The 12,884-nt window shown below is 46.3% G+C and carries 13 protein-coding genes and 1 tRNA gene; 6 read left to right on the top strand and 8 right to left on the bottom strand.

Features of this window, described 5'->3' with window-relative positions:
* Positions 1 to 12: 12 nt before the first annotated feature.
* The 4 genes from QZW47_RS14450 (at position 13) to QZW47_RS14465 (ending at position 3,224) form a co-directional block, all read left to right on the top strand.
* Positions 13 to 783: a hypothetical protein gene (locus QZW47_RS14450; protein WP_293128139.1), complete on the top strand. Its 771-nt coding sequence runs from the start codon at positions 13 to 15 to the stop codon at positions 781 to 783.
* A gap of 273 nt (positions 784 to 1,056) precedes the next feature.
* The gene (locus QZW47_RS14455) at positions 1,057 to 1,503 is read left to right on the top strand and encodes a hypothetical protein (RefSeq protein ID WP_293128140.1); all 447 of its coding nucleotides are present in this window, start codon (positions 1,057 to 1,059) and stop codon (positions 1,501 to 1,503) included.
* Positions 1,504 to 1,602: 99 nt separating this feature from the next.
* Positions 1,603 to 1,761 carry a MerR family DNA-binding transcriptional regulator gene (locus QZW47_RS14460; RefSeq protein ID WP_293128141.1) on the top strand — a complete coding sequence of 53 codons (159 nt, stop codon included), beginning with the start codon at positions 1,603 to 1,605 and terminating at the stop codon, positions 1,759 to 1,761.
* On the top strand, positions 1,749 to 3,224 hold the full coding sequence (locus QZW47_RS14465; protein WP_293128142.1) for a hypothetical protein: 1,476 nt from the start codon (positions 1,749 to 1,751) through the stop codon (positions 3,222 to 3,224). Before QZW47_RS14460 ends, QZW47_RS14465 begins: the two co-directional genes overlap by 13 nt.
* Positions 3,225 to 3,439: 215 nt before the next feature.
* On the opposite strand, the gene QZW47_RS14470 is transcribed toward QZW47_RS14465, so the two are convergent.
* Positions 3,440 to 3,994: a cyclic nucleotide-binding domain-containing protein gene (locus QZW47_RS14470; RefSeq protein ID WP_293128143.1), complete on the bottom strand. Its 555-nt coding sequence runs from the start codon at positions 3,992 to 3,994 to the stop codon at positions 3,440 to 3,442.
* 329 nt (positions 3,995 to 4,323) lie between these two features.
* Positions 4,324 to 5,316, bottom strand: a complete 993-nt coding sequence (locus QZW47_RS14475) for a DUF1517 domain-containing protein (RefSeq protein ID WP_293128144.1) — start codon at positions 5,314 to 5,316, stop codon at positions 4,324 to 4,326.
* A gap of 597 nt (positions 5,317 to 5,913) precedes the next feature.
* Here QZW47_RS14475 and hemB point away from each other — a divergent pair.
* Positions 5,914 to 6,897: a porphobilinogen synthase gene (hemB, locus tag QZW47_RS14480; protein ID WP_293128145.1), complete on the top strand. Its 984-nt coding sequence runs from the start codon at positions 5,914 to 5,916 to the stop codon at positions 6,895 to 6,897.
* Positions 6,898 to 7,369: 472 nt separating this feature from the next.
* Positions 7,370 to 7,858 (top strand): GNAT family N-acetyltransferase, encoded by a 489-nt coding sequence (locus QZW47_RS14485; protein ID WP_293128146.1) that lies wholly within the window; start codon positions 7,370 to 7,372, stop codon positions 7,856 to 7,858.
* 396 nt (positions 7,859 to 8,254) lie between these two features.
* On the opposite strand, the gene QZW47_RS14490 is transcribed toward QZW47_RS14485, so the two are convergent.
* The 6 genes from QZW47_RS14490 to QZW47_RS14515 all read right to left on the bottom strand — a co-directional run bounded on the left by QZW47_RS14490 (position 8,255) and on the right by QZW47_RS14515 (position 12,731).
* Positions 8,255 to 9,190: a HAMP domain-containing sensor histidine kinase gene (locus tag QZW47_RS14490; protein WP_293128147.1), complete on the bottom strand. Its 936-nt coding sequence runs from the start codon at positions 9,188 to 9,190 to the stop codon at positions 8,255 to 8,257.
* A 25-nt stretch (positions 9,191 to 9,215) separates the two neighbouring features.
* The gene (locus QZW47_RS14495; protein WP_293128148.1) at positions 9,216 to 9,818 is read right to left on the bottom strand and encodes an L-threonylcarbamoyladenylate synthase; all 603 of its coding nucleotides are present in this window, start codon (positions 9,816 to 9,818) and stop codon (positions 9,216 to 9,218) included.
* A 168-nt stretch (positions 9,819 to 9,986) separates the two neighbouring features.
* On the bottom strand, positions 9,987 to 10,874 hold the full coding sequence (prmC, locus tag QZW47_RS14500; RefSeq protein WP_293128257.1) for a peptide chain release factor N(5)-glutamine methyltransferase: 888 nt from the start codon (positions 10,872 to 10,874) through the stop codon (positions 9,987 to 9,989).
* 490 nt (positions 10,875 to 11,364) lie between these two features.
* A complete protein-coding gene (locus QZW47_RS14505) occupies positions 11,365 to 12,258 on the bottom strand; it encodes a Tic22 family protein (protein ID WP_293128149.1) in 894 nt (297 codons plus the stop codon).
* A 154-nt stretch (positions 12,259 to 12,412) separates the two neighbouring features.
* Positions 12,413 to 12,486 (bottom strand) — tRNA-Pro (locus QZW47_RS14510).
* Entirely contained in the window at positions 12,477 to 12,731 is a 255-nt protein-coding gene (locus tag QZW47_RS14515) for a hypothetical protein (protein ID WP_293128150.1), read from the bottom strand. The genes QZW47_RS14510 and QZW47_RS14515 overlap by 10 nt, the downstream gene beginning before the upstream one ends.
* Positions 12,732 to 12,884 lie beyond the last annotated feature (153 nt).

A 12,884-nucleotide genomic window follows, 5' to 3' on the forward strand; every position in this document is an offset into this window, starting at 1 on the left:
AAGGCAATCGCAATGTATTATAGTTTTGCAGGTTTCGGTGCCTTCACAGGCATATTTTTATTGTTGGTTTTTGCGATTCTGCAATTGCTGCACGTTTCCGCCGGCAGTTTTATTGATTGGGTAATTGCCCTAGCTATTTTTGAATGGCTGTTGCTAATAGTTACAGTTCCCTGGAATATCCATTTTGAAGCTAAGGAAGTTTTAGCGCAAGGTGCAGAATCTACTAAAAAAAATATTGCTGTCGATTCCGAACAACTCAAATACGTTACTGTATTAGCTAGCCGATCGCTCTTTGTGGCGATCGCCCTTCACCTGTTTAGCGCGATCGCACTTTACGCCCTAGCCGCCACCGGCATTAGTTCTGTTGGCTATCTAAGTTCTGGTGCAGCACTCCTCTTAACCATACTGCGTCCAGCTATCCGAGGCTATCAATATTTAGCCCAGCGCCTGACAAGCATCCGCAGCCAATTCTTGCACCCCCGCGAAGATATTGTCGAACTCCGCAGCCGCTTTGCAGAATTAGAATCTACAGTCAAAAATTTGGCCGCTCAATTAAATTCAAATGATGAAACTTCTTGGGCTGCTCTCCAAGAGCGGCAGCAACGAGCTACCAAAGCAGGATTAACTACTTTAGCTGCATCAATAGAAGATTTGCGATCGACAAACCAGGCAGAACACACTAAACTTGCAAGAGATGCTGAAAGTGCGATCGCCCAACTCACCTCGGACGGACAATTTCTCAACCACGTCCGCGAAATCATCCGCTTCTTCAAAGAATCGTGAAGTCTGTTGACTGTTGACTGTTGTCAATTACCAATTAGCAATTACCAATTACCAATTCCCTACCTTTAGATAGATGTCAAATACTCGCAGATTGTGAATGTTTTAATAAAAAAATAAATTTATCAGTCTTGAGGAAGACTCAATAAATGTATTTTAGATAACAGCAATTTCTCGCAAACTCTAACCAAAGATAGTTTGTGAATGAGTTAGCTTCGGCTTAATATTTGAACATAAGCCAAAGACCTTTTGAAAAAATTGAAGAAGGAATAAATCATGACTAATCGCCAACCAACACCGCCCGACGAACAAATTAGCAAATCAACACCGGCCGACGAACAAATTGAAGCTAATATGGAAGCCCCCCACTACGATCGGGGTATTACTCCTGCTGAGACAGCAGCGCGCCAAGAACGCGAAGGCTCTAACTTCATGCACACAACCACTGAAGAGAAGCAGAAAAGCGCCAAAACAGACGACCAAACCGATGACGAAAGCATTCACACTACAGATGGTTATACAGTAGACAAAGAAGGTTTGGTTAACAATTACGCGATCGAACCGGAAATGTATATCAACGAACCTGGAGATTTGAGAGAAAAAGAAGAAGCAGAAGCAGCAGAACGTGCTCGCATTCTTGCAGAAATCAAAGATAAAAAAGGCGAAGAAGGAAAGCTGACCATGGATGCAGACACCCGCGGCAAAGGCCCGGGAATTATCTAGGTTGTTTGCTCGGTACTTGTCCTCTAGCGCTAGGGTTCCTAACTGTTGCCAAAATACCTAGATTTACCTATGATTTAGAGGACGAATTCTCGGCACGGCATGGACAGACTGATCAGTATTGGGGAATTAGCCCAATTAAAAGCAGTCAGCGTTGACACTATCAGGCGTTGGGAAAAAAACGGAAAAATAGAATCAGTCCGTACCTGTAAGATGTACAGATATGATTACATTGAGAGGTCGAATCAATGCCATCCCTAACCTACGTCAAAGGATTGCCCACTCCAGAGTCAGAACTGAACGCTTTAGGATTCAGTCAGATGGAGATGTTTTTGACCGCCTTTGCCCCCATTTTTAGGCTGGCTGCAATTGAGACAGTTAATCAGTTGCTGACTTGTACCGATTTCAAGAAGTCGAAATGGAATACCCACCTTCAAACAACTTACTCGCTCAACAAGCGTCACGCAAACGGGGTTATCGCGTACTCAAGGGGCAAAGTTGACGGTGCTGCATTGCATCGCTCATTGCATATCAAAACATTAACGGGCAAGGCGAAGTCGATTGAAATTTGGTTGGGTAAGGCAGAGAAAAAGTTAAAAGCAGCAAGTAAGTTTTATGCCAAAAAGAATTGGCCGGGCAGTCAAACTTGTTGTAATTTCCCTGTGTCTTGTTCGCTCAAGTATAGGGAAACTAATTGGCAAAGTTTACGTTGTCAAATTCATCACAAAAAGCGTAAACTTTTTCTCGTCCAGAACAAGCTAGCCACACTGAAGATATTACCAATCAAGGTGTTCGTGCCTCACGATCAAGTTTTCCTGGTGGGTTCTAAGGACGAAACACTGGGAAATGGTATTGCACAATGGAACGGTTCTACCTTAAAGATTAGAACCCCTGCTTGTCTTGAAGGGAGTTTCGGCAAAAATGTTTCAGCCGAGATTGGTAATTTTGACCGTAATATTAATCGCTTACCGACCTGCGGTGCAAAGACTTGGCATCTATTCAAGAAAGAAGGTAAATGGAAAGTCGCGGTATCTTTTACGCCAATCCCTGTAAAATCTCAATCTTTTGACCAAGTTTACGGCTGCATTGGGATTGACATGAACCCCGGTTCAATTGGTTGGGCTTATATTGATACCGATGGCAATTTAAAGGCTAAAGGTCAAATCCCCTTGCAGGTGGGCTTACCCAATGGTGTACAGCAGGCTCAAATCGTTGATGCTTGCTTGCAGTTGGCGACGTTAGCTCTGCTCTATCAATGCCCGATTGTTTGCGAGGAATTAGATTTTTCAGACAAAAAGCAGCGCCTAGGTGAAGCGAGTCGCAAATATGCGCGAATGCTCTCTTGCTGGGCCTACAACGAATTCTACAAGCAATTGAACTCAATCCTTGCCAATCGTGGAATTGAATTGATTACAGTCAATCCCGCTTTTACAAGCATTATTGGTTTATTTAAATACCTTAAAATGTACGGGCCGGCCTGCGATGAAGCGGCTGCTTTAGTGATTGCCCGTAGAGGCATGAGACTAGGTGAAAAACTCCCAGACTCCATAACCGCCTATGTCGAGGTGAACTCGGACAAGCACGTATGGAGTCAATGGGCCCAATTAAATAACAAGACCAAGCAATCCGGTAAAATAACTCGTAGACACGATTATTATACCGTTTCTAACTGGAGTTTTCTGGTCAACCCCAAAGAAGTCTGCGGGGAAGCGTTCGCGCACTAGAAAAGATTCGCTTAAACTTATACCGTAGAAGTTTATATCTAGATTTACCTAGGTTTTTAGAAGCGGTGCGCTAGGTAGCAATTGCCAAGCAAAGGGGCCGGTTTTTTTAGTTCCGGTAGTTGTCGCTCTTTCCGGTAAAACCCGCCCCTATTCTGGTGTCGAATTATGTAGTGAGATTTGAGACTTTACATACATTCAGATTGAATTAAAATTAATTAAGCCCTGACATTTTCGCTCAACCAATTAAATTTAGCTTGAGCAAGGGCTAAATTTTCCAGGACGTTAGGATTAATATCCTCGCGATCGAGTTCCTGCGGCTCCAATTCTATATTACGACCGTATTCTATATGTCTGATGGTACCGCGCATCCGGTCTGCCAGACACAGCGAAATTCCATAATAGAAGCGGGAAGCAAAGCCCATATCGTGTTGCAGCTTGATTACTAACTGCCGCCTCGGAATCGCCAGCAAGTGAGTTTCTTCGAGTGCCTTTACGGTGGCTAAAGGAGGGCGAGCATCAATGAAAGAAACTTCCCCCACAAGTTCTCCGCTGGATATTTTCGCCAGTTCTTTAGTTTCCTGCGCGTCGAGCAAAACGCTCAAATTGCCCCTCAAAACAATGTATAGCGCATCGTGCTGTCTGCCTTCATGGATCAAAATCTCGCCCGGAGCGAGAATCTCTTTTTTGCCTTTTTGGACGATCCAGTCAATATCGTCATTATTTAACTGGCTCAAAATAAAAAGTGCTTTTTTTCTGCTACTGTCGGCCATAATTTAAGCTCCAGATCGCTTCTTGATATTAAATTAAGATGGCAGGCGGTCGTAACTTCTTCCGAAGCAGTCACTCTTCGCTGAATATAGTTTTTTTATCCAGCCTAACTTGTTTGCAAAACGCTTTAAAGTCAGGCCTTGCCAATAGTAGATGAATCACACTCAATGATAATCTCTCAATACTAGCATTTGTTGAACAATCTTTTTTAAGTCGATCGCTATTTCCCCAAATCCTACTTCATTTCCGTCTTAAAACCAACAGAGCTCGCCCCCACAGCTAGGGCGCGGCAGGGGCGCAGCAGACAATACTCTGCGCCCCATCTCTTTCGCTAAATCGATCGCAAATCAGGATAGCCAGCCAACATATCATCAGCAGTTAGAGTGTCGCCGTTAGCTTGAGGAGTCCACAGCACCTCCACCGCCAGCAACTGCTCGCTCGACACTCCTCCAATCTGGCGCAAAGCTTGGCGCAAATCTTCAGAGTTTTTCACTGCTGGCAATTGCAACTTGCCTTGAGTACCGACAATCACCGTCACCACAATAAATTCTCCGGGTTCTGAATTCAAATCAGAACCAACTAACGCGCCGTTTTCCTGCACAACAGGCAGGTTATTGTTGCTCCCTGCTTGCCGGAGCTGGTTGTTATAATTCGAGAGCGTTTCTTCAGTAAACTTGCTGCGTTCTGCCAAAGAAAACTGGTTAAATTTAGCTTCCGCTGCTTCCAAACGAGTTTGCACAGAGTCAGCACCCGCGTAAACCCAATATTCAGGATGCCGCAGCATCGCCAGAGTAGATTCTTGCAGCACTTGAGCGCGACCGGCCGCTGTGTCTGTATTCGCTTTGCGCGCTAGCGAGTCGAGTTCGGCTTGCAAACCGCGGGCTTCTGCTAGCAAACCAACTTGCAAGCGGGCCACAGATACCGTGGTAGTAGCGGTGCTGTTGCCGAGTTCGTCAGTTCCACCCCCGGCGCGGCGGAAGCTTTGCACTAGGAAATTCGCGATCGAAATAAAAATCAAAATTGAGAACAGCCCGCCAAAACCGCCTCCAAATCCGAAAAACGGCAGCAAGAAGGGGAATCCGAAACCGCCACCAAATCCGCCACCATAGCCGCCCGGGTAGTAACCCCCTCCAGACGGTGCGTAGGTGCGGCTCGGCGACGAGTAACTGCGCGCAGGAGCTCTAAAAGATCCGCCCCCGATGCGTCCTCCGCTGCGGGCCGCCAGAGCTCCGTCAGCGTTACCGAGGGCTAGCGTCAGTACCAGACCGATCGCAAATAGTGATTTCAAAAGCGGTTTGATCTTTGAAATTAGTTGCTTGTACATAAGACCGTTACTATTCGATACATTTATAATTTACAGTCTATCCTCGCCGATGGGCAGCCCGGTTGCAGGTGTGCAGCCAGCGAGATATCCGTACCAACCCATCCCAGCACCCTCACAGAGCTGAGTCTGGGAACCAGAAAGGGTAGAGAGTAGAGAGGACTAAAGTCCTTACTACGAACTTTTGAGGACTGAAGTCCTTACTACGAACTTTTGAGGACTGAAGTCCTTACTACTAACTTTTGAGGACTGAAGTCCTTACTACTAACTTTTGAGGACTGAAGTCCTTACTACGAACTTTTGAGGACTGAAGTCCTTACTACTAACTTTTGAGGACTGAAGTCCTTACTACGAACTTTTGAGGACTGAAGTCCTTACTACGAACTTTTGAGGACTGAAGTCCTTACTACGAACTTTTGAGGACTGAAGTCCTTACTACGAACTTTTGAGGACTGAAGTCCTTACTACGAACCATGGATCTCGCGGGTTTTACAGAACTTTACTTAGGTTGACGGCGATCGGCCAACAATAAGCTTTAGACTTTTAAACAAAGGCCGCCAGTCCCAGAAAGCAGGACTTTATCTACCGTAAAAAAACATTATGTTCCCCACTCACCGCCCCCGCCGCCTCCGCAACCATCCCCAACTCCGCCGGATGGTACGCGAAAATATCTTGACAACCAGCGATTTAATTTACCCTCTCTTTGCCGTACCGGGGGAAGGTTTTGCTAAAGAAGTTAAATCGATGCCCGGAGTTTACCAGCTATCGGTAGACAAAATCGTAGAAGAAGCAAAAGAAGTTTACGATCTCGGCATTCCCGCAATTATTTTATTCGGCATTCCCGCTGACAAAGATACAGACGCGACAGGTGCTTGGCACGATTGCGGCATTGTTCAAAAAGCAACGGCAGCAGTCAAAGCAGCCGTACCAGATTTAATCGTCATGGTCGATACTTGTCTGTGCGAATATACCAGTCACGGTCACTGCGGCTATTTGGAAGTCGGAGATTTAAGCGGCAGAGTTTTGAACGATCCGACGCTAGAATTGCTTAAAAAAACCGCCGTTGCTCAAGCTAAAGCTGGTGCAGATATTATTGCACCTTCGGGAATGATGGACGGTTTTGTGGGAGCAATTCGCGAAGGATTGGACAGTGCTGGATTTGAAGATATTCCCATCATGTCCTACGCGGCAAAATATGCCTCAGCTTATTATGGCCCGTTCCGGGATGCGGCGGATTCGGCTCCGCAATTTGGCGATCGGCGCACCTATCAAATGGACCCAGGAAACGGTCGCGAAGCTCTCAAAGAAATTGCTCTCGACATTGCTGAAGGTGCGGATATGCTAATGGTCAAACCCGCTTTAGCTTACATGGACATTATCTGGCGCGTCAAAGAAGCAACTAATTTGCCAGTTGCTGCTTACAACGTTTCTGGAGAATATGCGATGGTGAAAGCCGCCGCCCTCAACGGTTGGATTGACGAAGAAAGAGTTGTGATGGAAACCTTGACAGGATTCAAGCGTGCTGGTACCGATTTGATTTTGACTTATCACGCCAAAGACGCCGCCCGCTGGCTGCAAAACTGATTGACTCGTGATGTCCCAATTTGGGTTCGGAATACCGGGCGGTTGAAACCGCATCTATACAAACACTCACGCGCAGGCGTGCTGGTTGAAGACAAGGAGGTAAAAATTACGAGATATTCTTCAGGAATACCGGGCGGTTGAAACCGCGTCTATAAAAACAAAACCCGCCTCCGCGGGTTGAAGACAAGGAGGTAAAAATTACGAGATATTCTTCAGTCCGCGGAGGTGTTCGGCGAGCGAAGTCGAGTCGCGGACTTCGCTTGTCTAGAAGCGGTTTCAACCGCCGTCTAATCTGGCTTTATACAAAAAAGTATTAATAATTACGGAAATTAGTTACAAAATATGTATCAATAAGTATAGTTTTGTAAATCGGGAATTCAATCATTGAAGGTTCCCAAGCAAAATTCACTTTCACTCCCTGCAAGACAGTAAAAGTAACACAGTTTAGATAAAACTTAAAGGCACATTGAGCATGACATCAACGACTAGGGATTCCAGTCACATTCAATTTTGCACAAGTCGCGATCGCGCCGACATCGTACAAATCCAAGAACTATTTAAAGCCGCCGCGTTTTGGGCGAGGGCGCGCAAGATAGAAGATTGGGAAATCGCGATCGCCAACAGCGAACCAGTTGTGACAGTTTGGGACGGCCCGCGGGCGATCGGCTTCGCCAGAGCCACCTCAGACGGCATCTATAGAGCCACCATCTGGGATGTCGCCATTCACCCCGATTACCAAGGTGCAGGACTCGGCCGCAAATTAGTACAAACCGTCTTGAGTCACCCTCGAATGTGCCGAGTAGAACGAGTTTACCTAATGACAACTTACAAACAAAGCTTCTACGAGCGCATCGGTTTTCAGCACAACGCCAGCACCACAATGGTACTAGAAAATCAGCTCCTAGAAGAGAATGTCGAATTAGAAATTAGCAACGGCGAATTGCTAACTGCTATTTGCTAAGCAAGCACAAAACTCCCACCAAAATCTCTAATAAGTAGGGTGCCCATTGTGCACCTTACTACCTATCAATAGACCAATACGGTTCACTTAAGGTTTATTTGTCATTGCGATCATAGAGAGAGCAATCGCAGCGTCTATTTGTCACATTATTTTCCCCGTGAACTGTCTTAAGTGAACCGTATTGATCAATAGACAAGATTGCCTCAGTCCTTTTAATCAAATTTTGGGACGGGCTAGAAGCCCATCCCACAAGAAAAAAAGATTTTTGTGGGACGTTGCTCCCAGCAGCGTCCTAACTATTTTTGCAAGAAGTCTAATAATTAAATCCGTTAAATTCGTTGCCCTCTTCTCGACCTCCGTTAAATCCGTTACAGAATCCGTTATCTTCTTCCTTCTTCACAAACTTGCCATAGGAATAGAACACTGAGTGCGGTTAAAATTAGACTCTTCCGACTCAGAAGGCACAGCCAGAACCTCCAACTTGCCATTCATCAAAGTTAAAAGAGTCTGATTCATCAATAACCTCATCCCAGAAGACACCTGAGAATTATCGCTAGTCTTAGTAGCATTACACTCCAAATCCTGCTTCAGGAGATCCCAAGACTCGCTCCAAGCACTAACTGAACGCTGATCGTCCACCCAAATCTGAACGCATCCAGATTCCGGCGAACAATGGGCAGAAACAGAAATACTACCCTCCTCCATCTGAGCAATAGCAGTATCTACCAAATTGACTAAAACTTGCCTAAACCTCGGCAAATCTGCCAATACATAAATCCCCGGATCCGGCGGCAAAATCTCCAAACGAATGCTGCGATTAGCAGCTTGCAAATAAGTTAAATCATCAAGTTCATCAAAAACCTTAGCTAACTGAATCGGCTCAATATCCATCTTGTCACTGCCGTGTTCAGTTTTAGCAACAGAGATAATTTCATCTATCAATTTCACCAGCTTGAGTGCTGCAACGTGAGCTTGTTCGACAAATTCTCGTTCTTCAGCAGCATCGTCGCACAAATCCGAGAGAATTAATTGCAGCGTGCCAATCATAGTGCTCAGGGGCGATCGCAACTCATGAGAAGTTCGAGCCAAAAAACCAGCCTTAAATAGACTCATCTCCGATGCCATCTGATAAGCCAATTGAGTTTGCTTCAGTTGCTCGGAAAGGGCATCAAACTTCTCTAAATCATTTTCTTGAGGAGTTGGCGGCACATAGGGCGCAGGTTCTGGCTGTTGCAAGCTTTTTTGCCGCGGGCGCCAAATCAAACTGCTGCCCAAACCCAGTCCCAGTCCCATACCTAAATATATCAAGTCGCTCCAGCCGATCGGCGCCATATTACTTTGCCTAGGAGTTTAGCTTTTAGCATTTTAGCTCGATCGCGCCTTGTCGCAATATTTCCCAACCGCCACCAGTCCATTTAGCTACAGTCGAAGGCAAACTCGAAGCTGTTGTAACTGTTGCTGCTGTTGCTAATTCAGCAGCAACTAATGTCAAAACTTCGGGAAACTGCGCCTCAATTTCTGCCACCGACTCCAAAGGCGCTTGGCCCGATAAATTAGCACTGGTAGTAGCCAAAGGGCCTGTCTGCTCTAAAATCTTGAGAGCAAGGGGAAAATTAGGCACTCGTACTCCGATCGTACTTTGATCGATCGCATTCATCGCAGCCGGCACCAGTGGCGAAGCCGGCAGCACCAAAGTTAGCGCCCCGGGCCAATAAGATGCAGCCATTTGCTGCCACAATTTGAACTCTGCTGGACTCCCCTGCACATAAGGCCACAAAGCCTCCGCGGATGCTGCCATCAAAATCAGCGGTTTGTCTTGACTGCGCCGTTTAGCAGCAAAAATCAACTCCGCGCGATCGGGCAGCGTCGCCAAAGCAGGTACAGTATCAGTAGGAAAGCTGACAATATAATTACCAGAAATTGCCCCTTGAACTAAGGCATTTATCGAAACTTGAGTCATCCGATTTTAGATTTTAGATTTTAGATTTTAGATTTTGCATAAATCTTTGATGCGAGCCGGTTAACCGCAGATTTCAGGCAGATAAACACAGATAAACGCAGATGCTTTTTAAGAACCCAGCATGAATTCAATCTTATCTATTTTATAATTGCAGCATATATTGGGAATCTAAAGACGATAAGCTAAAGCAAAGCGATCGATTCGGGCTAAATCCGAAAATATCTGAACTTCACCGTAACTCCCGTGACTTTGCAGCATATCAGCCACCACCTCAGCTTGTCCCGCCATCATCTCCACCAACCAAACTCCCCCAGATTCTAAATAATCGGGAGCCGTTTCTACCAAATGCCGGATGCAATCTAAGCCGTCTAAACCGCCATCTAAGGCTAGGTGAGGTTCGTGCTTCAAAACTTCCGGTTGCAAGGTCAGCACCGTGCTGCTGGGAATGTAAGGCGGGTTAGACACCATCCCGCTCACTTTACCTTTGAGAAATCCTAGCGGTTCCCACCACAAACCTTGATAAAAATTAACTCGCGATGCCAAGCCCAAATTCTGGGCATTCAGTCGAGCCACTGCCAAAGCTTCCGAACTGCAATCAACTGCATGAACCGTAGCATTTGTCAACTCTGAAGCCAAGCCGATCGCGATCGCCCCGCTACCCGTTCCCAAATCCACCCAATCCGATGTTGGATTAAATGAAGAGCTTTTAACAGCATCCACAGCCAAATCAATCAGCAATTCCGTTTCAGGACGAGGAATTAGCACCGCCGGCGTTACTTTCAGCGAAAAATCCCGCCAATGTGCAACTCCCGTTAAATACTGCACGGGCACCCGTTCCTGCAACCGCTGCTGCCACAGTCGATCGACTTCTGATAAAGGCAACTTTAATTCAATTTTTGGCAAATCTTTAAACCACTCCAAGCGCAGAGCCAACTTATCCAAACCCGCCAGCTCTTGCAGCAGCCAGTCGAGTTCTGATAAAGGAATGTCGGAGGCGATCGCCTCTATCTTAGCTTGATTCACCCATTGCCAAAGCTCTAAACCCGAAACAAACATCATACTTTTTGGTCATTAGTCATTGGTCATTAGTCATCTCGCCCGCTCGCGAAGTCGAAGGGTGGTCATTGGTCATTGGTCATTGGTCATTGGTCATTGGTCATTGGTCATCTCGCCCGCTCGCGAAGCCGAAGGGTGGTCATTGGTCATTGGTCAGTTGTCAGAAGTGCGAGCGCCCCCTCCGAACGTTATTAGTTATTGGTTATTAGTTATTGGTCAGTAGTCATTGGTAGGTTGAGTTGAGAACCCAGCCTACTAACTGTCAACTAAGTAGATGAGTGGGAAAACAAATAAGCCCTAGAGGTAAAGAGTGAAACGCAGTGAAACTAACTTCTGAGCGATCTCGCCATGAAAGAAATCGCTCTTGTTATGACAGGAATACACATTTTGTAACGAGTGGCAAAGTTTATTTGCACCTACCTACTTAATCACCAATGACTAATGACAAATGACCAATGACAACTGACAACTGACTAATGACTAATGACCATTAGCGAGCTGGTCGAGCTGGAGCTGGAGCTGGAGCCGATCGAGCTGGAGCCGCCGGAGTTCCTGGAGCCGATCGAGCTGGAGCCGCCGGAGTTCCTGGAGCCGATCGAGCTGGGGCCGCCTGTGGATTTTGGCCAGCACCGGCTGGTTGGAGCGATCGTACAAAATCCACCGACTCCCGCGACGGAACCAAAATCATTTGGCTCAAGGACGGGTCGTTCTCAGTGCGAAAAGCTTCCAAAATCCTTTCTAAGTTCACCACTTCAATTTTAATGGTGGAAGTCACGTTGGGCTGCTGCTGTTTAAAACGCTCCACCATTTCCTGCAAATCTTCCTTGTTAAAAAACAGGGGAAGCTCCTCTTGCTGGCCCCGCTGAATCGTCAAATAACCATTGTCTGCGCCACCTCTGGCCAAAAACAGAGGTACACCGTTTAACTCGGTAACTTGTTGTCCAGTCTGCTGAAGTAAAGTTTTAGCTGACTGCACCTGCTGCGGAGCCGGAATAAAAGCAAACAGCAGTTGATCCGGCTTGCCTTTATTTGCTTGAGCGATTTGATAAATTTCCTCCAGCGAAACCAGCATCACCCGCGCCGACGCCCCCAACTGAGGATTTTTGGTTTTCACCTGATCGAGAAAAGCTTGAGCATCTTTCTGGCTGATGAAAATTCTAGCGACAGAAGCATTGCCTGTTTGACCCTGACCAGGCTTGGGAACAGTATCGATCAGGAAGGCACCTTGAGCGTTTGTAATCGTAAATACCGGCACCGATCGCAATTTTTCCAAAACTTGCGGCTCGGGGAGTGCCAGTGCAGACATTTTGCCGATGGGAGAGGGGCCCAGCAGAGTGCACCCTACAATTCCTAATATTGCGCCGAGACGAACTAATGATTTCATGTTTTTTCCACCAGGAGCGATCCTGAAACACATTAACGCAAAGATTGCCCCATTGACACGATCGACAAAAACTGCCTCAATCAATTTTCATTTTCAACAAATGCAAACAGATTGAGACAGTTTCTGCTGGAATCTATGATTTAACGTTGTGCGATCGGGATGACAGGATTTGAACCTGCGACATCCTGCTCCCAAAGCAGGCGCGCTACCAAGCTGCGCTACATCCCGGTGTGATTTTTAGCTTTCCTTCGTCTATTAACACACAAAACCCCCGGCTTGTCAAGCTTTTTTTTATTTGAGTTTTCCTTGGTTTGTCGCACCTGCTTTGAGCTTGTGAAGTTTGACAATAGCTCCAGCTCGATCGCCGCCAAAGCTGCCGGGATACATCCGGGCGTAATTAACCGCAGCGCAGAGGCTTCTGAGGTATTGGTCGCGTCAACATTGCATTTTTGGCGGTATAAAAAGACGCCCACTTAACTTTAGTTGCTTAAAGCCTGTTGAAGTTGATCAACTACGCTATTGAGGAGTATTCGGCTATCTCAAAATAAGTAAGCACGATCTGAAACTCAAGGTTGTGTAGTTAAATTTGGCACCTAAACTTCAATCAGTATATCTAGAAGAACCGA

It is taken from the genome of Microcoleus sp. bin38.metabat.b11b12b14.051 (assembly GCF_013299165.1).
Lineage (GTDB): Bacteria > Cyanobacteriota > Cyanobacteriia > Cyanobacteriales > Microcoleaceae > Microcoleus.

What these genes read in the sequence shown, in the direction of transcription:
- QZW47_RS14460 (WP_293128141.1), top strand. Translation starts at nt 1,603, where the DNA reads ATGGACAGACTGATCAGTATTGGGGAATTAGCCCAATTAAAAGCAGTC.
- QZW47_RS14455 (WP_293128140.1), top strand. Translation starts at nt 1,057, where the DNA reads ATGACTAATCGCCAACCAACACCGCCCGACGAACAAATTAGCAAATCA.
- hemB (WP_293128145.1), top strand. Translation starts at nt 5,914, where the DNA reads ATGTTCCCCACTCACCGCCCCCGCCGCCTCCGCAACCATCCCCAACTC.
- QZW47_RS14465 (WP_293128142.1), top strand. Translation starts at nt 1,749, where the DNA reads ATGCCATCCCTAACCTACGTCAAAGGATTGCCCACTCCAGAGTCAGAA.
- QZW47_RS14475 (WP_293128144.1), bottom strand. Translation starts at nt 5,316, where the DNA reads ATGTACAAGCAACTAATTTCAAAGATCAAACCGCTTTTGAAATCACTA.
- prmC (WP_293128257.1), bottom strand. Translation starts at nt 10,874, where the DNA reads ATGTTTGTTTCGGGTTTAGAGCTTTGGCAATGGGTGAATCAAGCTAAG.
- QZW47_RS14485 (WP_293128146.1), top strand. Translation starts at nt 7,370, where the DNA reads ATGACATCAACGACTAGGGATTCCAGTCACATTCAATTTTGCACAAGT.
- QZW47_RS14505 (WP_293128149.1), bottom strand. Translation starts at nt 12,258, where the DNA reads ATGAAATCATTAGTTCGTCTCGGCGCAATATTAGGAATTGTAGGGTGC.
- QZW47_RS14495 (WP_293128148.1), bottom strand. Translation starts at nt 9,818, where the DNA reads ATGACTCAAGTTTCGATAAATGCCTTAGTTCAAGGGGCAATTTCTGGT.
- QZW47_RS14470 (WP_293128143.1), bottom strand. Translation starts at nt 3,994, where the DNA reads ATGGCCGACAGTAGCAGAAAAAAAGCACTTTTTATTTTGAGCCAGTTA.
- QZW47_RS14450 (WP_293128139.1), top strand. Translation starts at nt 13, where the DNA reads ATGTATTATAGTTTTGCAGGTTTCGGTGCCTTCACAGGCATATTTTTA.
- QZW47_RS14490 (WP_293128147.1), bottom strand. Translation starts at nt 9,190, where the DNA reads ATGGCGCCGATCGGCTGGAGCGACTTGATATATTTAGGTATGGGACTG.